We start from the raw sequence: 19,553 nt of genomic DNA, 5'->3' as shown, positions 1-19,553 counted from the left end.
TCCTAAGACACGGTGAGCTGCGGCTCGGACACCAGCCCGAAGCTCCGCAGTACGCCGAGCAGCTCGCGGTGACCGAACGCCTGGCAGCCGCTCGCGAAACCGACCCGCTTCGGCGGCGTCTGCAGCAGTGAGTACGCCGCGTACGCCTGAAGCAGACCGGTCTGCTGGTAGTTGCTGTTGCCGTGGATGACGCAGTGCGCCCGTCCGAGCGGTCCGGAGGCGTGCACCGAGTCCAGCGTCTTGTTGACGCGTGGGTTCTCCCGGGGCGGCATCTCGTTCATCACCTGGCGAGCTGTCTCGGTCAGTGCGGTGTTGCGGTCCTCGGGCGACATGTCCTTTGTGGCTTCCAGTGCGGCGGCAACGATCTGCGGGACCCCGTTCATCAGCGCGGCGTTGAACACGCCGCCCTGTGCTTTGCAGTTCGCGACCCGCGGATCGCGCTTGAACCACACCGGGTGCGACATGCCACCCCAGGGCAACGACAGCGCGAGCTCGTGCTGTCCGGGAACCACCAACGGCACCAGGCCCTGCTCGGGGAACTCGGCGTACTGGTTGTTCTCCAGGTAGTGCGCCTTCGACGTCGCAGCGTTCACCAGAATCGTGCGGGTCGAGGCGATGGTCGGACTGCCGCCCCAGAACACGGCGACGTCCAACGTGTCCAGACCTGGCTGCTCGAGGCACAGCTGCGCAGCGATCTCGCTGGTGGTGTACATCTGGGCAATACCGGGGGCCAGCACCAGGTTGGCCTCAGCGAACTGCGGACCGTACTTCTCGTCGCAGGTCATCAGCCAGTCCTGCTCGCCGGTCGTGTCGGTGTAGTGCGCACCTGCTGCGAGTGCTGCTTCCACAGCCGCCGGACCGAGCTCACTGAACGGTCCGACCGTGTTCAGTACGACGGATGCACCCGAGAACAGCTCGGTGAGCGCAGCGACGTCATGGTCGACCGCAGCGATCTCGTAGTCGGCGGTCTCGATGCCAGGAACATGCGCGTCCATAGAGGCCTTGAGCTTCGCCTCGTCTCGCCCAGCCGCTACAAACGGCACGTGGTACTGCCGCAGGTACTCACACACCAGCCGGCCGGTGTAGCCAGAGGCGCCGTAGACAACAACAGGCTTCCCCATCACATCCCCATTCCGCCGTCGACCGGTAGGCCGATGCCGGTGATGAACCGGGACTCGTCGGACGCGAGGAAGACGACCGCGTCGGCCATGTCCGCGACCTCGCCGAGCCGGCCGGCCGGGGTCAGTCCGATCACCGCGGCGACCGCGGCGTCGGGCGACTCGAACAGTCCGAGTTGGGCCACGTCGTTCGCCAGGCCGGCGCCCATCGCGGTCGGGACCAGGCCCGGGTAGATGCAGTTGACGCGGACGCCGTACCCGAGCTTGCCGGACTCCATCGCGGCGACCCGGGTCAGCCGGTCGACGGCGGACTTGGTCGCGGAGTACACGGCGATGCCGGGGAAGGCGATGGTGGCGGCGACCGACGCGACGTTGATGATCGCGCCGCCCTGGCCGGCCAGCCCTTCGGGACGCATGGTCCGCAGGCCCCACTTGATGCCGAGCGTGGTGCCGAGGACGTTCACCTCGAGCATCTTGCGGATCTCGTCGGCGGTGACCTCGGTGAGCAGGCTGGTGATCTCCACGCCCGCGTTGTTCACCAGGATGTCGAGGCCGCCGAGGATGTCGTTGGCGGCGACCACCGCGTTCTCCCAGTCGCCGTCGTCGGTGATGTCGTGGGCGACGAAGCCGTTGCCCGCGCCGTACTCCTGGTCGAGTGCGTCGGCGACCGCTTCGCCCAGGTCCTTCTGGATATCGCTGATCACGACTTTGGCGCCGGCGGCCGCGAGGGCCTTCGCCATCCCCTCGCCGAGTCCCTGCGCGCCGCCGGTGACGAGGGCCTTGCGGCCGGAGAGATCGAGTGAACCCATCTGAAGCTCCTTCTGCTTGCCGGGGTGTTTCACACTCTGGCCAGGGTTTTGACAGTCGTCAAGACTTTGTTTGACACTTGTCAAGAAATCTCCCCGCACCGGGACGCGCCTGGCCCGGGGCGGGGTACCCTGACGCATCGACCATGTCCGTGCTGATCTGAGCCGGCCCGAGCTGGGGAGTGGGTGATTGCCGTGGCGTCCGCTGCTGAGGAGCGGCCTGCCCGTGTCTCCGGGATCGACAAGATCGAACGCCGCCGCGTCGCGCTGGCGGAGTCGGCGTTGAAGACGCTCGGCGAGTTGGGGTACGCGCGCACCAGCCTGCGCGAGATCGCGAACAACTCCGAGTTCACGCACGGCGTCGTGCACTACTACTTCCGCGACAAGATCGACCTGATCAGCTACTGCGTGCGCTACTACAAGACCAAGTGCGCCCGGCGGTACGACGAGGTGGTCGAGACCGCGACGTCCGCCGACGAGCTCGCGACCGGCTTCCTGGGCAAGATGACCCAGACGCTGGTCGAGGAGACTCCGATGCACAAGCTCTGGTACGACCTGCGGGCCCAGAGCATGTTCGAGGAGCAGCTCCGCCCGGACGTCGAGGCGATCGACCAGCTGCTCCAAGAGATGATCTGGCGGATCCTGTCCCGGTACGCCGATCTCACCGGCACCACACCGACCGTGGACGCGCCGACGGCGTACGCACTGATCGACGGCCTGTTCGAGCAGGCCGTGGTCGGCTACGCCGCGAACCCGGAGAAGGTCCCGGACCTGCTGACCGGTCGGCTACTGCAGGTCCTGCCCAAGCTGGTCGCGGCGTAACCAGACCTACTCCGCGCCGGTACTACTCGGCCCCGCAGTTCACCTTGCACAGCTTGTCGGTGAGCGTGAGGATCGCGCCCGGCGCTTCGGAATCGGACTCGGTCGAGAACTCGACGTTCCAGTCGCCGAACGTCGTCTGCGCGGACGTCTTGCCGGACTGCTGCTTCAGCCAGTCGACGATCTGACCCCGTGGGTTCACGTGCGCCAGCTCGAGTGCCTCCGGCGCGAACTCGGTCAGCTTGGTCGTTGCCTCAGCTGCGACCCCGGACGCCTGCAGCGACAGCACCGGCGGACGCGGGTGGTCACCGATGAGCACCTGGATCGACGTGGTGCCCTGACTGCAGGTGTCGTACGCCTCGTCGGTGCTGCACTTGTACTGCTTACCGGTGAGCGCAGCCACGACCTGTGCGGCCGTGAGATCCGGCAGCGTCTCCTCAGGTCCTGCCGAGCTGTTGCTCGCGGCGGGCGTACCAGGCGCACTAGAGGTGCTCGTAGTCGTGCTGGGGCTCCCGTCTGACTCCGGCTTGTCACCGGAGCAGGACGTGGCACCTGCAACGAGGGCGGCGCAGGCCAGGATGGCTGCGCCGTACCGGCGGTTCAGACCGGCACCTCGATCGCCGCGTCGAGGGCGATCGTGATCATCTCGGAGAACGTCGTCTGGCGCTCCTCCGCGGACGTCACCTCGTGCGTGATCAGGTGGTCCGACACGGTCATGATTCCGAGCGCGCGGCGGCCGAACTTCGCTGCCAGCGTGTAGAGCGCGGCGGCTTCCATCTCGATGCCGAGTACGCCGTACTCCGCGGTGCGCGAGACCAGGTCCGGGCGGTCGTTGTAGAACAGGTCGCCGGAGAACACCTGGCCGACGTGCACGTTCAGCCCGGCGGTCTCGGCGGCGTCCACGGCCGCGCGGAGCAGCTGGTAGTCGGCGGTCGGCGCGTAGTCGATGCCGTGGAAGCGCAGCCGGTTCATCTGCGAGTCGGTGCTCGCGGACATCGCCACGATCACGTCGCGGACCCGGACCGCCTCGGTCAGCGCGCCACAGGTGCCGACCCGGATCAGGGTCTGTACGTCGTACTCGTCGAACAGCTCGTTCGCATAGATGGAGGCGGACGCCTGGCCCATGCCGGAGCCCTGCACGGAGATGCGCTCACCCTTGTAGGTGCCGGTGAACCCGAACATGTTGCGGATCTCGGTGTAGCAGATCACGTCCGACAGGTAGGTCTCCGCGATCCACTTGGCCCGCAGCGGGTCGCCCGGAAACAGCACCCGCGGTGCGATCTGCCCCTTCTCGGCGGCGATGTGAATACTCATGCGGGGATGCTCTCACGGGCGCGGGATATGTTGAGGCACGTGGCCTACTCCATCGCACCTGGTTCGCTAGCCCTGTCCCGGTCCGTACTGGACCGCGCAGCCGACCGCCGCCGTGACGACGACTGGCTCGAGAAGGCCTGGGCCGCGCCGGACACGCAGGTGGTGACCGTGGCCGGCGACCAGATCCAGGTGGTCGAGGACCGCTCCGCACTGCGGTTCGTGGCACCGTCCGAGGCGCCGGAGGGCCTCCGCGTCTTCCTCGGCATCGACCGCGAGTCCGGGGCCGGGATGACCGCGGAGGGGCGCGCGGTGTTCGGCGTACTGGTCGACGGTGCGGGCGACGAGTCTTACGGCGGGCTCCGCGAGCTCGGTGCGGTGCTGAACGACCGCGAGGCCGGCCTTGCCGTGCACGTGATCGGGCTGTCCAACTGGCACGGCGTCCACACGCACTGCGCGAACTGCGGCGAGCACACCGAGGTGGTGGATGCCGGACACGTACGGCGCTGCCCGGCGTGCGGGCTGTCCCACTTCCCGCGCAGCGACCCGGCGATCATCGTGCTGGTCACCGACGACCAGGACCGGGCACTGCTCGGCCGCAACGAGGCCTGGCCCGTCGGCCGCTACTCGACGCTGGCCGGGTTCGTGGAGCCAGGTGAGTCGCTGGAGGCCGCCGTACGGCGTGAGGTCCTCGAGGAGACCGGTGTGATCGTCGGGCCGGACATCGAGTACGCGGGCAGCCAGCCGTGGCCGCTGCCCGCGAGCCTGATGCTGGGGTTCTACGCGAAGGCGACGAACTTCGACATCGACGTGGACCAGGACGAGATCGCCGAGGCGAAGTGGTTCACCCGGGAGGACCTCCGCGCGCTGGTCGAAGCCGGCACGATGGCCCTCCCGGGGGCGATCTCGATCTCCCGCCGCCTGATCGAAGGCTGGTACGGCGAGAGCCTCAGCGGGAGTTGGTGATCACCGGCCCACGTCGGACCGGGCCGCTGCGATCCTGATCAGGACGCCCTCCCAGCGCTCGACCGAGCCGTCCGCCTCGAGCTGCCTGAGCTTGCGGTTGACCGCTTCGACGTACGCGCTGTGGCTCGGCCAGTCGGCCTTGGCGTCCGGTAGTACGTCGGTCAGCGTGCAGCCGTACGTCAAGAAGCGGTTCTGGACGTGGCTGTCGATGTTCCCGGTCCAGACCGTCGGCCGGACGTCGGACTGCGGACACGGGTCGACCGGTGGCGTGTACGAGGCCAGGTTGGTCGGGTTGATGTAGCCGTCCGGCCGCAGCAGCGTGTAGTAGGTGCCGTCCGGCGTCTGGGTGAGCCGGTTGAGGCCGTGGTCGCGCAGTACGGTCGTGTGGCCGCTCAGGATGTCCAGGACGAACAGCCGGCCACCGGTCACGCCGTACAGGTAGCCGTCGCGCCAGGACAGTGCGCCGTCCTGTGAGCCAGTGGCTCCGCTGAACACGGGCAGCATGCGCTGCACCTCACCGGTGGACGGGTTGACGGCGAACACGATGCCGTCCGCGAGACCCCAGATGTTGCCGTCCGGTCCCGTGATCAGCTCATTGATGCTGGCCGCACCGGATACCGGAACGACGTCGGTGAGCACCTCTCCTGTCGCCGGGTTCACCTTGACCAGGTGCGCCTCGCTGGCAATCGGGTCGGTGCCCTGACCGCCCTCGATGCTGGAGCCCACCCAGACGTCAGCGCCGGAGGGAACGATGGAGGAGATCGTCTGGTCGGTCACCAGGTTGCGGTAGACCGTGTGGCCGCCAGTTGGTACGTCGTACACGGTCAGCGCGCCGCCGTACTCGCCGTACGCCGGTGTGGTCCCGACGTACACGTGGTTGCCGGCAGGGACCACTGCGACGGGCCTGTTCTGGTGGTCGCTGTCGACGAGGCTGAACAGCTCCTTCGGGTTGGTCGGGCTGTCAGGTTGCCGCGGATCCCAGAGCGAGAGCCGGCCGTACGGGTAGATGCCGACGTACATCTTGCCGGTGCCGTCCCAGGCCCAGCCCTCTACCTGTCCCTGCCGGGTGGTGACAGTGGACTTGCCGGTCGCCGGGTCGTAGATGGAGGTGGCGCCGTTCAGGTAGACGTTGACGAACACCTTGCCCGTGCTGGGGTCGGCGAGGGTGTGCATGAGCGGCGACGGCACGTACTGGAACGGTGAGCTCCACTGCGCGAGCGTCCCGTCCGCCGGGTTGTAGCGGAACGTCCCACCGGAGTAGTTGCCGGCCAGGCCGTACAGCACCGGTACGCCGTTCTCAGTGACCCAGCCGTAGCCGATGGACGCGCCACGGGTCAGTGTTCGCGGCGGAGAGACGGGACCGACTGTGTTGGTGTCCAGGTCGTAGTGCGTGAGGGACAGGGTGTTGTTGGTGAAGTAGACGCCACCTGGCCCGGCTGCGGAGACACCGCGCGCAGCGATCGGGTAGTCCATCACCTGCTGGCCCGTGGTGCTGTCGGTGTACTTGACCTGCTCGCCGGTCACCGCGTCGACCACTACCAGGCGGCTGCTCGCGTTCGCGAAGACCTTGCCGCCGGCGTAGTCCAGGTCGATGAAGTCCTTCGCCGTCGTACCCGGGGGAGTGATGTCCTCGACCGCCTTGGTGTCCACGTCGATGCGGAGCAGCCTGGCGTTCGGAGTGGAGACGCCGACGAACAGCTTGTTGTGGTCGGGGTCGTAGACCGTGGACCGCGCGTACTGCTGCACCGGGTCGAGTGAGCCGTAGTCGGTGACCTGTCCGGTCGTCGCGTCGTACTTGAAGGCGTGGGCGGTCGGGTACGTCCCGGCGTACACGTTGCCGGCCTGGTCGGAGGTGAGGCCGTAGATCTGGGACTCGCCGGGAATGGGCTGCCCCAGGTCGGTCACCTCGCCCGTGGCCGGGCTGTAGCGGTACAGGTGCGCGTTGGCGTAGGTGCCGAGGTAGACGTCCCCGTTCGGCGTCACGACGATCGCCCAGCCGCCGGCGGCGCCGGGCAGCGGTACGGTCCTGATCAGCTGGCGGCTGTGCAGGTCGACGACGTTCAAACGTGCGTTTTCACCGGCGGGTACGGCGTACACGACGTCGCGGCCGTCCGGCGTGTGGCCGATCGCGCCTTCCATGATCGTGAGCGAGCTGACCGGTGAGCCGAGGTCCTTGATGACCTCGGCCGACGGTGCGAGCGGTCGCGTCGGGGTGCCGAGCGGCCAGTTCTCAGACGGGAAGGGGTCAGGCAGATCCCCGGGCGGGGCCGCGGTGGCGTGCAGACCACCCGCTGCCAGCAGACCGAGCGCGGCCGCGAACGTGACTAGGGCATGGCGGAATTGACGGCGCGAGAACATGGGCGGACTCCCTGCGGCGTAGTTCACCGCAAGGTATAACGGTCATGACCGTAAAGTCCATAACTCAGGCGCTATGACCTGAGTCGGGTTCGTCAGGCGACGAGCTTCTCCGCGACCTGGGCGAGCGACGGGTTCGTCATCGCGGTGCCGTCGGGGAAGACCACGGTCGGTACCGTCTGGTTGCCGTTGTTGACCTTCTCGACGATCTTCGCGGCCTCCGGGACCTGCTCGATGTCGATCTCGGTGAACTCGATACCGGCCCGCTTGAGCTGGCCCTTGAGGCGGTGGCAGTAGCCGCACCACGGGGTCGAGTACATCGTGAAGTTGGACATCGGCAGACTCCTGAGGGAGTGGGAGGGGTTTCTGTCGGGCCGCCCGTCTAGGGTTGCCTTCGACGTATCCGAACCATGATGCAGGTGGTGCTGTTCCCGCATGTCCCAGCCCGTGAGCGACTTCACACGATCTGCATCCGCCGATGAGCTTCTCGAGGCTCTCGACCCGGAGCAGCGGGCGGTCGCGACCACGTTGCACGGCGCCGTCGCGGTGCTGGCCGGCGCCGGGACAGGGAAGACACGGGCGATCACTCACCGGATCGCGTACGGCGTGCGCACCGGGACGTTCGACCCGGTCCGCGTGCTCGCGGTGACGTTCACCCAGCGGGCCGCGGGGGAGATGCGCGGCCGGCTCGCGCAGCTCGGCGTCCAGGGCGTGCAGGCCCGCACGTTCCACTCCGCCGCGCTCCGGCAGGCCCGGTTCTTCTGGCCCAAGGTGTACGGCGGGGAGCTGCCGCCCATCGTGGACCGCAAGTTCCCGCTGCTGACCGAGGCCGCGTCCCGCTGCCGCGTCCGGGTGGACACGCCCGCGCTGCGCGACCTGGCCGGTGAGGTCGAGTGGGCCAAGGTGAGCAACGTCCGGCCGGACGACTACGCGCGGCTGGCGCCCAAGTCGGCGCGGGCGCTGGCGGCCTTCGACCCGGCGACGATCGCCCGGATCTTCGCGGCGTACGAGGATGTGAAGCTGGAGCGCGGGCGGATCGACCTGGAGGACGTGCTGCTCTGCACGGTCGCGCTGCTCGCGGAGGACGAGCGGGTGGCGGCGGAGATCCGACGGCAGTACCGCACGTTCGTCGTGGACGAGTACCAGGACGTCTCGCCGCTGCAGCAGAGCCTGCTCGACCTGTGGCTCGGCGGCCGCGAGGACGTCTGCGTGGTCGGCGACCCGGCGCAGACGATCTACTCGTGGGCAGGCGCCGACCCGGAGAACCTGGTGCGGTTCGCGTCCCGGCATCCGTCGGCGACCGTGATCAAGCTGGTCCGCGACTACCGGTCGACGCCGCAGATCGTCGACGTGGCCAACAAGATCCTCGACGCGGCCGGTCCGACCGGGCTGCCGGGGCGGGTCACGCTGCGGTCGCAGAAGGAGCCCGGTCCGGTTCCGGTGTACCGCGAGTACTCCGACGAGGTCGCGGAGGCGGATGCGGTGGCGCGGGCCGTCGTACGGCTCAAGGACGAGGGCGTCGCGCTGCGGGACATCGCCGTACTGTTCCGGACCAACGCGCAGTCGGAGAACTTCGAGCAAGCGCTGGCCGAGCGGAAGATCCCGACCGTGCTGAAGGGCGCCGAGCGGTTCTTCGAGCGCGCGGAGATCCGGCAGGCCGCCGTACTGCTGCGCGGGCAGGCCAAGGCCGGTCAAGCCGGGGACGACCTGGTGACGACGGTGACCAGCGTGCTGGGCGGTGCTGGTTGGACGCAGGAGCCGCCGACCGGGACCGGTGCGGTGCGGGACCGCTGGGAGTCGCTGAGCGCGCTGGTGACGATGACCTCCGACTTCGCCGCCGAGCATCCGGAGGCACGGCTGCCGGAGCTCATGGCGGAGCTGGACCGGCGAGCGACGATCCAGCACGCACCGCTGGCCGAAGGCGTCACGCTGGCGACGCTGCACGCGGCCAAGGGCCTGGAGTGGGAGTCCGTCTTCATCGTCGGGGCACACGAGGGGACGCTGCCGATCAGCTACGCCCAGACGCCGGCACAGGTGGAGGAGGAGCGGCGGCTGTTCTATGTCGGCGTGACGCGGGCCAAGCAGCAGTTGTTCATCAGCTGGTCCACCTCCCGCTCACCGGGCGGCCGGGGTACGCGGGGGCCGACCCGCTTCCTGGACCCGATCGGCGTCCGTACGGCGCGTTCCGAGTGGACCCCGTCGTCGTCCGTCGGCTGGGAGCGCCCCTCCCGCTCCGAACGCTCCGAGAAGTCCGGCCGGCCGATCCCCAAGTGCCGGGTCTGCGGCCGCAGCCTGACCGACCCGGGCGCCCGCAAGCTCGGCCGCTGCGAGGACTGCCCGTCCTCGATCGACCAGAAGCTGTACGACGCGTTGATCGAGTGGCGTGCCGAGCAGGCGGAGTCCGAGAAGATGCCGGCGTTCGTGATCCTCACCGACGCGACCCTGACCGCGATCGCCGAGACCAAGCCCAGCGACGCCCAGGCACTCCGGCAGATCCCCGGCATCGGTCACACCAAGCTGACCAAGTACGGCGAGCACATCCTCAACCTCTGCACACGCTGACCGCTGCCCTTTCAGGCAAACCTGTTGCCAGGCACGAGATCCGCGGCGCATCCTGGAGGACGTGCCGCGTTCTGCTCCCGGCAGACGTGGCAGTTAGGTGACAGAGGCAACGATCCCGGAGCGTGCGGATGGCGTGCCGGAGCGTGCCGACGGTATCTGTTTTTGGCTTCGCCAGGCTGCGTGACAACCGCGTCGGCCATGAGATCTTGCCGCCGGAGCGGCAACTTCCGGCCAACTTCGCGAACTGGCAATAAATAGTTTGCGGGCTCCGGCGCGGACGGCGTACTGTTCTTTCTGCGGTCGAAGCCTGGCCGAAAACTTCAAACCACCATAGCGATCGAGCTAACCGCCCGCTTCGCCACAACGAGAGGAGGTGCCCTGGAATGATCACCAACACGGTCAAGAAGCCGTTCAGCGACGCTGCCGCGCTGCCGTGCGCCCCGATTCAGGGTGCCTCGCCGCGCCTGCACGTCGCGACCGTTGTGCTCATGGCCTCCGGCGCTGCCCAGTTCAAGGGCGGAGCTGTCGGCGATGTGAAGTACGGCGGTTCGGGTTCTCGAGCATGGAGTCCACCGGTCTGACAGACGTCAGAGCCGGCACCTCCAGGCCGCGGAACCCACCAAGGGTCCCGCGGCCCTTTTGTTTGTCCCCAAGATTTGGCGGCCGTCACCAGGCAGCCGTCACCGACGACAAGAGATCAGCAACCAAAAGTCACTGGGAGGTGACCGGAATGAGCGTGAGCTTCCTCGATGTCTTCACCGAGGTCGCAACGTCGCAGGACCTGCCCTGTCGGTCCTACGCGCCAGAACTCTTCTTCGCCGAATCGCCGGCGGATGTCGAGTACGCGAAGTCTCTCTGCACGACCTGCCCGCTGAAGGCCGAGTGCCTGGCCGGAGCGCTCGAGCGTTCCGAGCCGTGGGGAGTGTGGGGTGGCGAGCTGTTCGTCCAAGGTGTGGTGGTTCCGCGCAAGCGGCCCCGTGGGCGTCCCCGCAAGAGTGACACCGTAACCGCCGCCTGAACGACTACAACCCATCCGAATCGAGTCAACGTGACCACTCAGACTTTCACCAGGAGCACCGAAATGCATTTACTTCATGAAGATCTCGCCCGCGCGCACTGTCGTAGCTTGCTGAAGGACGCAGAGCAGAACCGGCGCTTCCACCTCGCTCACCAGATCGAGAAGGCACAGAAGCAGGCCGAGCGGGCAGGCCGGCGAGCTGAGAGGGCCAGCGCACGCGCGCGCCTCGCACTCGCCCGCCTCGTCTGATCCACCAGAACCACAGCCTGACCAGCTGAACAACTGAGGGGCGGCACCCAAAAGGGGCGCCGCCCCTCAGCCACGTTCGGAGAGCAGTAACTGCTGCAGACCGAGCAGCGTGATGCCGCTGACGATCTCGTGGCGGGCGATCATTCCGGGGATGTCGGCGAGCGGGATCCACTCGATCCGGTCCGACTCGTTCAGCTCGGTCGGCGGTCCGGCGTACTGCGCACTCGTCGCGCGGTACACGAAATGCAGCGAGTCCATGATCCCGGCGGCCGGCTCCGAGCGGATGAGTTCGGTGAGCCCGTCCGCCCGCCACCCGGTTTCTTCCTCGAGCTCCCGCGCCGCGGCAACCTCTGGACTCTCGTCGGCCTCGATGATCCCCATCGGGATTTCCCACGCCCAGGTGTCGGTCAGGAACCGATGCCGCCACATCAGCAGCACGCACTCGTCCCGGGTGACGACTGCGGCGGCGATGTGCTTCAGGCGCACCGCGTGGTAGTCGTACCGCTCCCCGTCAGGCTGCTCGACGTCCAACCGCCGTACGCTCAGCCACTGGTTCCCCCAGACCTCACCCTCACCATGAATCACCCATCGCACCCGGTGCACACTAGCCCTATGGCAAGAGCTACCTGTGCGTTGTGTGGTCAGCAGGCGCCGTCTGAGGACGTGCCGCTGACCTGGATGACCTCGATCGAGGACGGCCGCAAGCTGCTGTACTGCGACCGGTGTGCCCGGGAGAACGTCCGCAGCATCGAGGGAAAGCTCGACTCGGTCTACTGGTGAGTCATACGTCGTACCGGTCCGGCACGCGCATCGAGGGTCCGCCGACGTGCAGACCGAGCGGCTCGGCGCGCCCCTTCGGCTCCTCCCAGGCCTCCTGCCGGCCGAGGACGGTCAGGTCGAGGTACCGGTAGCAGTTGTGGAAGTCCTCGATGCCCCGGCCGAACGTCGAGTACGTGTGGAACACTTCGTCGCCGACCCGGACGAACGTGCTGATGCCCGGCAGCTCCTCGCCGTTCATCTCAGCGGTCCAGGGGCCGTTCGACCACGGCGTCCCCTTCTCGTTCGCCAGCTGCTCCTGCGTGCGGAAATGCAGCAGCACCGGCGCGACCCGGTCGTCGAGCGTGGCGTGGAAGTCGTAGTTGAAGTCGCTCCCGTACGACGAGTACCAGGGAAACGTCCAGCCCAGCCGCTCCTTGAACGCCGCGATCTTCGGGTACGGCGCGCGTGACACGGCGACCAATGACGTGTTGCGCACGTACAACTGGCGGAGGTTGCCGATCTCGTCGGCGGCGGACGAACAACTCGGACAACCCTCGTCCCAGTCCGGGCCGAACATGAAGTGGTGCATCACCAGCTGATCCCGCCCATCGAACAGATCCAACAGCCCGACCTCACCGTCCGGGCCTTCGAACACGTAGGGCTTGTCCATCCGGACCATCGGCAGCCGCCGGCGCTCGGCGTTGAGTCGGTCGCGCGCTCGCGTCACCTCCTTCTCCAGCCTCAGCAGCTCCAATCGGGCCGTGAGCCATTCTTCCGGCGACACGACCTCAGGCGGGTTGTCCATCGTTGTCATCCTGATCTCCCGGAAAGTTCGGTACCCCGCTGTCGATCTCGCAATATGCCGTCCGACGCAGTGAGTGACAACACTCCTGTGAAAGGACCCGCATCATGACCCTCAGCCTCGTGGCGGACCCCGTGTCTACCGACAAGCGGCAGTGGATCGCGCTTGGCGTGCTGTGCCTGGCGTCGCTGCTCGTGTCCCTGGACCTGTTCGTGATGCTGCTGGCCGTGCCGGCGGTCACCGAGGCGCTCGGCGCCACCAGTAGCCAGCAGCTGTGGATCCTGGACGTTTACGGGTTCATGGTGGCCGGCCTGATGATCACGATGGGCAGCCTGGGTGACCGCCTCGGTCGCCGTCGGCTGCTCCTGATCGCCGCTGCGGTGTTCGGGGTCGCCTCGATCGTGCCGGCGTACTCGGTCAACCCCGGCATGCTCATCGGCGCCCGCGCGGTGCTGGGCATCGCCGGAGCAGCGATCGCGCCGTGCACGTTGTCGCTGATCTCCACGCTGTTTCCGGACGAGCGGCAGCGGGCCACCGCGCTCGGCGTCTGGGGTGGCTGCTTCACCGTCGGTGCAATCGTCGGGCCGATCGTCGGCGGAGTGCTGCTCAACCACTTCTGGTGGGGCTCCGCCTTCCTGATCGGCGTTCCGGCGATGGTGGTTCTGCTCGCGGTCGGGCCGTTCATTCTCCCGGAGTACCGCAACGAGAAGGCCGGGCGGATCGACGTACCGAGTGTCGTGCTGTCGCTGGCCGCGATCCTGCCGGCGATCCACGGCCTGAAGCACCTCGCGTCGCACGGCGTCGGCGCCCAGTCCATCGGAGCCCTGCTGATCGGCGGCACGTTCGGCTGGCTCTTCGTACGGCGTCAGCGGCGGCTGGACGACCCGCTGGTCGACGTGCGGCTGTTCGCGCGGCGGACGTTCAGCGTGACGCTCGGCAGCATGACGGCGTACTCGATGTTGTCCGGCGGTGTGATGGTCTTCGTCGCGCAGTACTTCCAGCTGGTCAAGGGGATGAGCCCGCTCGACGCCGGCCTGGCGCTGGTCCCGGGCATGATCACGTCGACGATCGGCTTCCAGCTCGCGCCGCGGCTGGCGCAGCGGATCCGCCCGGGCATCCTGATCCCGGCCGGTGTCGCGTTCACGGTGGCCGGTATGGCGGTGGTCAGCCTGACGACCTCGACGACGGTGCTCGTGGTCGCCTTCGCGGTGCAGTGCCTCGGGCCGGGCGCGCTGGTCATCCTGGGGACGAACCTGGTCATCGGCTCGGTCCCGCCGGAGAAGGCCGGCTCGGCCGGTGCGCTGACCCAGACCGGCAACGAGTTCGGGTACTCCCTCGGCATCGCCGTCCTCGGCAGCGTGGTCACCGCGGTCTACCGCAGCCGTACCGACGGTCGTAGCGGCAACTCGCTGGGGGAGGCGGTCAGCCAGGGCGCGTCAGCCGACGTACTCGATCAGGCCCGGGACGCCTTCACCTCCGGACTCCACGTGGCTGCCGGCATCACCGCCGTCGCCCTGGCCGCGATGGCGATCCTGCTGGCGGTCACCCTCCGCGCGCTGCCCGCGCTCAGTCGTCGTTGAAGCCGGGCAGGAGCTCCTCCAGCACCGAGCGGAACGGAGCCTCGGCCTCGAGCTGGGACAGGACGGCCATGCCGCCGATCCAGACGCGGTGGATCAGCAGGTACGACGGCGGCATGTTGAGGCGGAGGGCGAGGGACGCGTTGGGGGACCGGAAGTCGCTGGTCCGGTTCGCCTGCGCGCGCATCCAGTCCCGGCTGAACTGGAAGCTGTCCTCGCGGGCCGGCTCCGCGAACGGCGCGAGGTAGTCCATCAGCTGATCCGGGTCGATCTCCATCCGCGGCTTGATGAAGCCCTCGGCCTTGAGCCCGTCCCGCACCGCCACACCGTCGCCCTTCAGCGAGATCCGCAGCAGCCGCCCGATCGCCGGCGGCAGGCCGTCCGGGAGCCGCGCGCAGAGACCGAAGTCGACCACGCCGAGCCGCCCGTCCGGCATCACCCGGAAGTTGCCCGGGTGCGGGTCGGAGTGCAGCAGACCGGCGTACTTCGGCCCGCTGAACATGAACCGGACGTACTTCAGCCCGATCGCGTCCCGCTCCTGTTTGGTGCCGTCGGTGATGTACGACGACAGCGGCCGGCCCTCGATCCACTCGGACACGATCACCGAGGGGGAGTGCTTGATCACCCGCGGGACCACGAACTCCGGGTGGTCCTTGAACGCGTCGGCGTACTGCTGCTGGGCCTGCGCCTCGCGGTCGTAGTCGAGCTCCTCGCCGATCCGCTCCTGGAGCTCGGCGATCAGCGGCTTCACCTCCAGGCCGGGGACCAACGAGCCGATGGTCCGCGCGACCCGGCCGAGCTGACGCAGGTCCGAGCGGAGTGCTTCGGCGGCGCCCGGGTACTGCAGCTTGACCGCGACCTCACGGCCGTCCTTCAGCCGTCCGCGGTGCACCTGGCCGATCGACGCCGCGGCCGCGGGCACGTCGCCGAACTCCTCGAACCGGTCCCGCCAGCGCTTGCCGAGCTCACGGCTGAGGATCGTGTCCACCGTCGAGGCCGGCATCGGCGGGGCCGAGTCCTGCAACTTGGTCAGGGTCGCTCGGTACGGCGCCGCGAGCTCCTCCGGCATCGCGGACTCCATCAGGCTGAGCATCTGCCCGAACTTCATCGCGCCGCCCTTGAGCTCACCCAGGACGGCGAACAACTGGTCCGCCGTACGGCGCTGGAACTCGGCGTACACGGCCTCCGCGGGCGCACCGCCGATGCGCTTGCCCAGGCCGACCGTCGCCCGCCCGGCGGCACCGAGCGGCAGGCTGGCAAGTTTCGCGGTCCGGCTCAGCGCCTTACGAGGAAGGTCCGACACTCGTCCATTCTGTCCGGTCGCCCAAGCCCCGGGTGCGGTGGGGGCCAGTGTGTCGCTGTGTGTCGCTGTGTGTCGTTGTGTGCCGCTGGCCCGGGTACTGCTCCGGGTACGACGAGAGGCGGTGCCCGGCACGCGCAACGTGCCGGACACCGCCTCTACGACTTGGTGCTGGTGCGTCAGGCCTTGCCGAGGATCCGGTTCAGGTTCGTACCGCACTCGGGGCACTTGGCCTTGGCCATGCGCGTGCCCTTGTCGTTGACCTTGACCTCGCCGTCGGCGGTGCGCTTGGCCTTGCACTTGACGCAGTAAAACTCGCCGCTCCAGGTCTCTGCCATGAGGGCCCTCTCCTTGCTCTGAATTCCAGCCCGGGGTCTCGCCCCGGGCAGTCGTTGGATGCTAACGGCAGACCGTCCTGCCGTAGGCCGTTCGGCCCAGTCGGGATTCACCCTACGGCCTCCTGGCGCAGGCTCAAGCGCACCTACCGGTCCGCGTGCCGCGTGATTCCCCCGAGGAAAGCCCTTACCGAAACTTTCGCCGGCGCGGAACAGGCTCCCGGTGATCCGCCTCCGCGACCACTCGGCTTCCCCTCCGAGCGGCCCCGGTAGCGGTCCGGGAGCCTGTTGCCGATGACGCTAGGAGGTCCCGGCGGCGGTGGCAAGCCCGGGTTGTCCACCCCTGTGGATAACTCTGTGAGCAACCTGTGGGACGCGCCGCCGGACGCTGTGGACGGGCGGGGGAACAGGATGTGAACAACCAGCGTCCGCAGATTCAAGATCTGGCGTCTGACCTGCGGAAACGTCGATGCACAGGATGTGGACCGAAGAAAGTTGTCGGATTGGGGGGGTACATTTTTGAGCCATGGCCGACTCTCCACTGCGCCCGATCCCGCCTCACGTGGACATCCGTCGCAGCAAGCGCCGCAAGCGCACGGTCAGCGCGTACCGCGACGGCGACCGGGTGGTCGTGCTGATGCCCGACCGGCTGTCCGCCGCCGAGGAGGCGCGCTGGGTCGAGACCATGCTGGCGCGACTCGAGAAGCAGCGCAGCCGATCGCGCGTGTCGGACGAAAAATTGTTGGCCAGAGCACACGAACTCGCGTGTCGCCACCTCCCAGAAGTGCCCGAACCTGCGTCGGTGAGGTGGGTTTCGAACCAAAACAGACGGTGGGGATCGTGCACTCCGGCGGACCGGTCGATCCGGCTGTCGACCCGTTTGCAGTCGATGCCGGCCTGGGTCGTCGACTACGTCCTGGTCCACGAGCTCGCCCACCTGATCGAACCGACCCACAACGCCGCCTTCTGGGCCCTCGTCCACCGCTACCCCAAAGCCGAACGCGCCGAGGGCTACCTCGAGGGCGTCTCCGCAGCCTCGTCCCTCGACCTCGAGGACTTCTGACCCCGCCCCGCGCCGAGCCCAGCTGACTTCTGTCGAGCGGGTGGCGAGGCGGGTGAGGTCCGATCACCCGGGGTGCGTACGGCGTACGGGAAAGGGTGGGGTGGGGTTTGCCTCAGGGTGACCTGGGGGGCTTCCTGCATGGTCGCGACCGGGTCGCGGCAGCCAGGCTTCTTCCCGTAGCCAGCGCCACGCCAGGGAGCGCTGGGTGGGGCGCCGGTGGGTGCGCAGAGGGGCAGGGAACGTATGGCCAGGGGACAGATCACGGTCCGGGCAGCGCGCTGGAGCGCGACCCATCCGTGGCGCGCGATCGCGATGTGGGTTGTCGTCGTGATCGCCTGCTTCGCGCTCGGGCAGGTGACCGGGACGAAGGAGTCGAAGAACGAGGGTGACATCGGTGAGGTGACCCGGGCGGACAACATCGTCAAGTCCGGCAACTTCGACGACCCGGACGTGGAGAGCGTGCTGATCACGGCTCCGTCCGGACAGCTCGACCACACAGCGGCGAACAAGGCCGCGGCAGTGGTGATCCAGCAGATGCGCGCCCTCGGTGGGGTCGCGGAGGTCGGTCAGCCGATGCCGTCGCCGAAGAACGACGCGGTCATCGTCCGGGTGACGATGAAGGACGTGCCGGACGGCTCGGACGACGACGCCAGGGTCCAGCCGTTGCTCGACACGACCGCGAAGGTCCAGCAGCAGTACCCGGACCTGCGGATCGAAGAGGTCGGTGGACTGTCGATCGGCAAGGCGCTCAACGAGACGCTGGGCAAGGACTTCAAGCGGGCGGAGATGTTCAGCCTGCCGGTGACGCTCGCGATTCTCTTGATCGCCTTCGGTGCACTGATCGCCGCGTCCGTCCCGCTGGTGCTCGCGCTGTCCGCGGTAGCTGCCGCCATCGGCCTGTCGGCTGCGGCTTCGCAGCTGGTGCCGGCTGTGGACGCGGTCAACAGCGTGATCCTGCTGATCGGTATGGCGGTCGGCGTCGACTACTCGCTCTTCTACCTACGTCGCGAACGTGAGGAACGCGCCAAGGGCCGCGGTCACGTCGACGCGGTCGAGATCGCCGCGGCGACCTCGGGCCACGCGGTCGTCGTGTCCGGCACGGCGGTCATCATCTCGATGGCGGGACTGTTCCTCGCTCGCGATGCGGTCTTCTCGTCCTTCGCGGTCGGTTCGATCCTCGTGGTCGCAGTTGCCGTCGTCGGTTCGCTCACCGTGCTGCCCGCCGTACTGGCGAAGCTCGGGCGCTGGGTGGACAAGCCGCGGATCCCGCTCGTCTGGCGGCTGACGTCCGGTAACAAGGAGCCGCGGTTCTGGCCGACGGTCCTCAAGCCGGCCCTGAAGCACCCGGTCGCCACTCTGCTGGTGGCCGTCACCGCGCTGCTCGCGGTCGCGTCGCCGGCGCTGGGGATGACGCTGAAGTTCCCGGGCACGGAGGATCTGCCGCGGACGACGTCGGTGATGAAGGCGTACGACCGGCTGACCGCGGCCTTCCCGAGTACGGGTACCAGCCACGAGGTCGCCGTACGGGCGCCTGCGAACCAGCAGCCCGCGGTGAAGGCCGCGCTGGCTGAGCTGGTGCAGAAGACCAAGGGCGACAGCCTGTTCGCGTCGGACGGTCTCGAGGAGCCGCGGTACTCCAAGGACGGCACGGTCGCCACGCTCGAGGTCGCCACGCCGTACGAAGGTGGTAGCGACCAGGCGCGGGACTCGCTGACCAAGCTGCGCAAGGAACTGATGCCGGAGACGGTCGGCAAGGTGCCCGGAGTCGAGTATGCGGTCGGTGGGTTCGTGGCCGCGGACGTGGACTACGCGGCGCACACACGGGACAAGCTGCCGCTGGTGATCGGGTTCGTGCTGCTGCTGACGATGATCGTGATGATGGTGACCTTCCGGTCGGTGGTCGTCGCGATCACGGCGATCGGGCTCAACCTGCTGAGCGCCGGCGCGGCGTACGGCGTCGTCACCGCGGTCTTCCAGAACACGTGGGCCGAAGGACTGTTGGACTTCCGGTCGAACGGCGCAGTGGTCAGTTGGCTGCCGCTGTTCCTCTTCGTGGTGCTGTTCGGGCTGTCGATGGACTACCACGTGTTCGTGGTCAGCCGGATCCGCGAGGCGGTACTGCGCGGCGTACCGACGAAGCAGGCAGTGGCCGAGGGCATCACCGGCTCGGCCGGCGTGGTGACCAGCGCGGCGGCCGTGATGATCGGCGTGTTCGCGGTCTTCGCCACCCTGAGCACGCTGGACATGAAGCAGCTGGGCGTCGGCCTCGCGGTCGCAATCCTGATCGACGCAACGATCATCCGCGCCGTCGTCCTCCCCAGCATCATGACCCTCCTCGGCGACGCCAACTGGTGGGCCCCCAAGTGGCTCCGCGGCAACACCGCCAAGCACGCCGCCCCAACCCCAGAAGAAGAACGCGAACTAACCCCGGTCGGCTGACGGCCGATCGGACCGCCGCGGCCCACCTGGATTCTGAATCCGGGTGGGCCGCGTCTGTACGTCTAATGTCTCCC

General features: G+C 68.1%; 20 protein-coding genes. 10 read left to right on the top strand and 10 right to left on the bottom strand.

The window, feature by feature from the left end; genetic code table 11:
• Positions 1-2: 2 nt before the first annotated feature.
• Together EV651_RS14015 and EV651_RS14010 are read right to left on the bottom strand one after the other, a co-directional pair.
• Positions 3-1,121 (bottom strand): DUF5938 domain-containing protein, encoded by a 1,119-nt coding sequence (locus EV651_RS14015; RefSeq protein ID WP_133785582.1) that lies wholly within the window; start codon positions 1,119-1,121, stop codon positions 3-5.
• Positions 1,121-1,927 (bottom strand): SDR family NAD(P)-dependent oxidoreductase, encoded by an 807-nt coding sequence (locus EV651_RS14010; protein WP_133785581.1) that lies wholly within the window; start codon positions 1,925-1,927, stop codon positions 1,121-1,123. The genes EV651_RS14015 and EV651_RS14010 overlap by 1 nt, the downstream gene beginning before the upstream one ends.
• Positions 1,928-2,119: 192 nt before the next feature.
• Here EV651_RS14010 and EV651_RS14005 point away from each other — a divergent pair, with 192 nt between their 5' ends.
• Positions 2,120-2,746, top strand: a complete 627-nt coding sequence (locus tag EV651_RS14005; protein WP_202870325.1) for a TetR/AcrR family transcriptional regulator — start codon at positions 2,120-2,122, stop codon at positions 2,744-2,746.
• Between the two features lie 22 nt (positions 2,747-2,768).
• Here EV651_RS14005 and EV651_RS14000 read toward each other — a convergent pair whose 3' ends face one another.
• A complete protein-coding gene (locus EV651_RS14000; protein ID WP_238156871.1) occupies positions 2,769-3,146 on the bottom strand; it encodes a hypothetical protein in 378 nt (125 codons plus the stop codon).
• A 197-nt stretch (positions 3,147-3,343) separates the two neighbouring features.
• On the bottom strand, positions 3,344-4,057 hold the full coding sequence (gene deoD / locus EV651_RS13995) for a purine-nucleoside phosphorylase (protein WP_133785579.1): 714 nt from the start codon (positions 4,055-4,057) through the stop codon (positions 3,344-3,346).
• 39 nt (positions 4,058-4,096) lie between these two features.
• On the opposite strand from deoD, the gene nudC reads away from it, so the two are divergent.
• The gene (gene nudC / locus EV651_RS13990; RefSeq protein ID WP_238156870.1) at positions 4,097-5,020 is read left to right on the top strand and encodes an NAD(+) diphosphatase; all 924 of its coding nucleotides are present in this window, start codon (positions 4,097-4,099) and stop codon (positions 5,018-5,020) included.
• Here nudC and EV651_RS13985 read toward each other — a convergent pair whose 3' ends face one another.
• Both EV651_RS13985 and EV651_RS13980 read right to left on the bottom strand, forming a co-directional pair.
• Entirely contained in the window at positions 5,021-7,378 is a 2,358-nt protein-coding gene (locus EV651_RS13985; protein WP_238156869.1) for a hypothetical protein, read from the bottom strand.
• Between the two features lie 92 nt (positions 7,379-7,470).
• Entirely contained in the window at positions 7,471-7,710 is a 240-nt protein-coding gene (locus EV651_RS13980; protein WP_133785577.1) for a mycoredoxin, read from the bottom strand.
• Positions 7,711-7,810: 100 nt separating this feature from the next.
• Here EV651_RS13980 and EV651_RS13975 point away from each other — a divergent pair, with 100 nt between their 5' ends.
• The 4 genes from EV651_RS13975 to EV651_RS13960 all read left to right on the top strand — a co-directional run bounded on the left by EV651_RS13975 (position 7,811) and on the right by EV651_RS13960 (position 11,204).
• On the top strand, positions 7,811-9,937 hold the full coding sequence (locus tag EV651_RS13975) for an ATP-dependent DNA helicase UvrD2 (RefSeq protein ID WP_133785576.1): 2,127 nt from the start codon (positions 7,811-7,813) through the stop codon (positions 9,935-9,937).
• Between the two features lie 383 nt (positions 9,938-10,320).
• Positions 10,321-10,518, top strand: coding sequence for a hypothetical protein (locus EV651_RS13970; RefSeq protein ID WP_131467411.1), 198 nt, complete (start codon positions 10,321-10,323; stop codon positions 10,516-10,518).
• 149 nt (positions 10,519-10,667) lie between these two features.
• Positions 10,668-10,955 (top strand): WhiB family transcriptional regulator, encoded by a 288-nt coding sequence (locus EV651_RS13965; RefSeq protein ID WP_131285495.1) that lies wholly within the window; start codon positions 10,668-10,670, stop codon positions 10,953-10,955.
• A gap of 108 nt (positions 10,956-11,063) precedes the next feature.
• Positions 11,064-11,204, top strand: coding sequence for a hypothetical protein (locus EV651_RS13960; protein WP_238156868.1), 141 nt, complete (start codon positions 11,064-11,066; stop codon positions 11,202-11,204).
• Between the two features lie 66 nt (positions 11,205-11,270).
• Here EV651_RS13960 and EV651_RS13955 read toward each other — a convergent pair whose 3' ends face one another.
• The gene (locus EV651_RS13955) at positions 11,271-11,798 is read right to left on the bottom strand and encodes an NUDIX hydrolase (RefSeq protein WP_133785574.1); all 528 of its coding nucleotides are present in this window, start codon (positions 11,796-11,798) and stop codon (positions 11,271-11,273) included.
• A gap of 18 nt (positions 11,799-11,816) precedes the next feature.
• On the opposite strand from EV651_RS13955, the gene EV651_RS41370 reads away from it, so the two are divergent.
• Positions 11,817-11,984, top strand: a complete 168-nt coding sequence (locus EV651_RS41370) for a hypothetical protein (protein ID WP_166658602.1) — start codon at positions 11,817-11,819, stop codon at positions 11,982-11,984.
• A 1-nt stretch (position 11,985) separates the two neighbouring features.
• On the opposite strand, the gene EV651_RS13950 is transcribed toward EV651_RS41370, so the two are convergent.
• Positions 11,986-12,777 carry a DUF899 domain-containing protein gene (locus tag EV651_RS13950; RefSeq protein WP_133785573.1) on the bottom strand — a complete coding sequence of 264 codons (792 nt, stop codon included), beginning with the start codon at positions 12,775-12,777 and terminating at the stop codon, positions 11,986-11,988.
• Between the two features lie 95 nt (positions 12,778-12,872).
• On the opposite strand from EV651_RS13950, the gene EV651_RS13945 reads away from it, so the two are divergent.
• Entirely contained in the window at positions 12,873-14,345 is a 1,473-nt protein-coding gene (locus EV651_RS13945; protein ID WP_133785572.1) for an MFS transporter, read from the top strand.
• Here EV651_RS13945 and EV651_RS13940 read toward each other — a convergent pair.
• Together EV651_RS13940 and EV651_RS41365 are read right to left on the bottom strand one after the other, a co-directional pair.
• Positions 14,332-15,645, bottom strand: coding sequence for an AarF/ABC1/UbiB kinase family protein (locus tag EV651_RS13940; RefSeq protein ID WP_133785571.1), 1,314 nt, complete (start codon positions 15,643-15,645; stop codon positions 14,332-14,334). The two genes, EV651_RS13945 and EV651_RS13940, sit on opposite strands and share 14 nt — an antisense overlap.
• Before the next feature lie 176 nt (positions 15,646-15,821).
• Positions 15,822-15,980, bottom strand: a complete 159-nt coding sequence (locus EV651_RS41365; protein ID WP_012922897.1) for a DUF5679 domain-containing protein — start codon at positions 15,978-15,980, stop codon at positions 15,822-15,824.
• 523 nt (positions 15,981-16,503) lie between these two features.
• Between EV651_RS41365 and EV651_RS13935 the strand changes: the two genes are divergently transcribed.
• Both EV651_RS13935 and EV651_RS13930 read left to right on the top strand, forming a co-directional pair.
• The gene (locus tag EV651_RS13935; protein WP_133785570.1) at positions 16,504-17,040 is read left to right on the top strand and encodes a M48 family metallopeptidase; all 537 of its coding nucleotides are present in this window, start codon (positions 16,504-16,506) and stop codon (positions 17,038-17,040) included.
• 243 nt (positions 17,041-17,283) lie between these two features.
• Positions 17,284-19,479 carry an MMPL family transporter gene (locus EV651_RS13930; protein WP_133785569.1) on the top strand — a complete coding sequence of 732 codons (2,196 nt, stop codon included), beginning with the start codon at positions 17,284-17,286 and terminating at the stop codon, positions 19,477-19,479.
• Positions 19,480-19,553 lie beyond the last annotated feature (74 nt).

It is taken from the genome of Kribbella sp. VKM Ac-2571 (assembly GCF_004362255.1).
In the GTDB taxonomy this organism is placed as follows: Bacteria; Actinomycetota; Actinomycetes; order Propionibacteriales; family Kribbellaceae; genus Kribbella; species Kribbella pratensis.
This window is presented reverse-complemented; position numbering and strand designations above follow the sequence as displayed.

What these genes read in the sequence shown, in the direction of transcription:
- EV651_RS14010 (WP_133785581.1), bottom strand. Translation starts at nt 1,927, where the DNA reads ATGGGTTCACTCGATCTCTCCGGCCGCAAGGCCCTCGTCACCGGCGGC.
- EV651_RS13945 (WP_133785572.1), top strand. Translation starts at nt 12,873, where the DNA reads ATGACCCTCAGCCTCGTGGCGGACCCCGTGTCTACCGACAAGCGGCAG.
- EV651_RS13970 (WP_131467411.1), top strand. Translation starts at nt 10,321, where the DNA reads ATGATCACCAACACGGTCAAGAAGCCGTTCAGCGACGCTGCCGCGCTG.
- EV651_RS13975 (WP_133785576.1), top strand. Translation starts at nt 7,811, where the DNA reads ATGTCCCAGCCCGTGAGCGACTTCACACGATCTGCATCCGCCGATGAG.
- EV651_RS13930 (WP_133785569.1), top strand. Translation starts at nt 17,284, where the DNA reads ATGGCCAGGGGACAGATCACGGTCCGGGCAGCGCGCTGGAGCGCGACC.
- EV651_RS41365 (WP_012922897.1), bottom strand. Translation starts at nt 15,980, where the DNA reads ATGGCAGAGACCTGGAGCGGCGAGTTTTACTGCGTCAAGTGCAAGGCC.
- EV651_RS13965 (WP_131285495.1), top strand. Translation starts at nt 10,668, where the DNA reads ATGAGCGTGAGCTTCCTCGATGTCTTCACCGAGGTCGCAACGTCGCAG.
- EV651_RS13935 (WP_133785570.1), top strand. Translation starts at nt 16,504, where the DNA reads ATGGCCGACTCTCCACTGCGCCCGATCCCGCCTCACGTGGACATCCGT.
- deoD (WP_133785579.1), bottom strand. Translation starts at nt 4,057, where the DNA reads ATGAGTATTCACATCGCCGCCGAGAAGGGGCAGATCGCACCGCGGGTG.
- EV651_RS14015 (WP_133785582.1), bottom strand. Translation starts at nt 1,121, where the DNA reads ATGGGGAAGCCTGTTGTTGTCTACGGCGCCTCTGGCTACACCGGCCGG.
- EV651_RS13950 (WP_133785573.1), bottom strand. Translation starts at nt 12,777, where the DNA reads ATGACAACGATGGACAACCCGCCTGAGGTCGTGTCGCCGGAAGAATGG.
- EV651_RS13985 (WP_238156869.1), bottom strand. Translation starts at nt 7,378, where the DNA reads ATGTTCTCGCGCCGTCAATTCCGCCATGCCCTAGTCACGTTCGCGGCC.
- EV651_RS13980 (WP_133785577.1), bottom strand. Translation starts at nt 7,710, where the DNA reads ATGTCCAACTTCACGATGTACTCGACCCCGTGGTGCGGCTACTGCCAC.
- EV651_RS41370 (WP_166658602.1), top strand. Translation starts at nt 11,817, where the DNA reads ATGGCAAGAGCTACCTGTGCGTTGTGTGGTCAGCAGGCGCCGTCTGAG.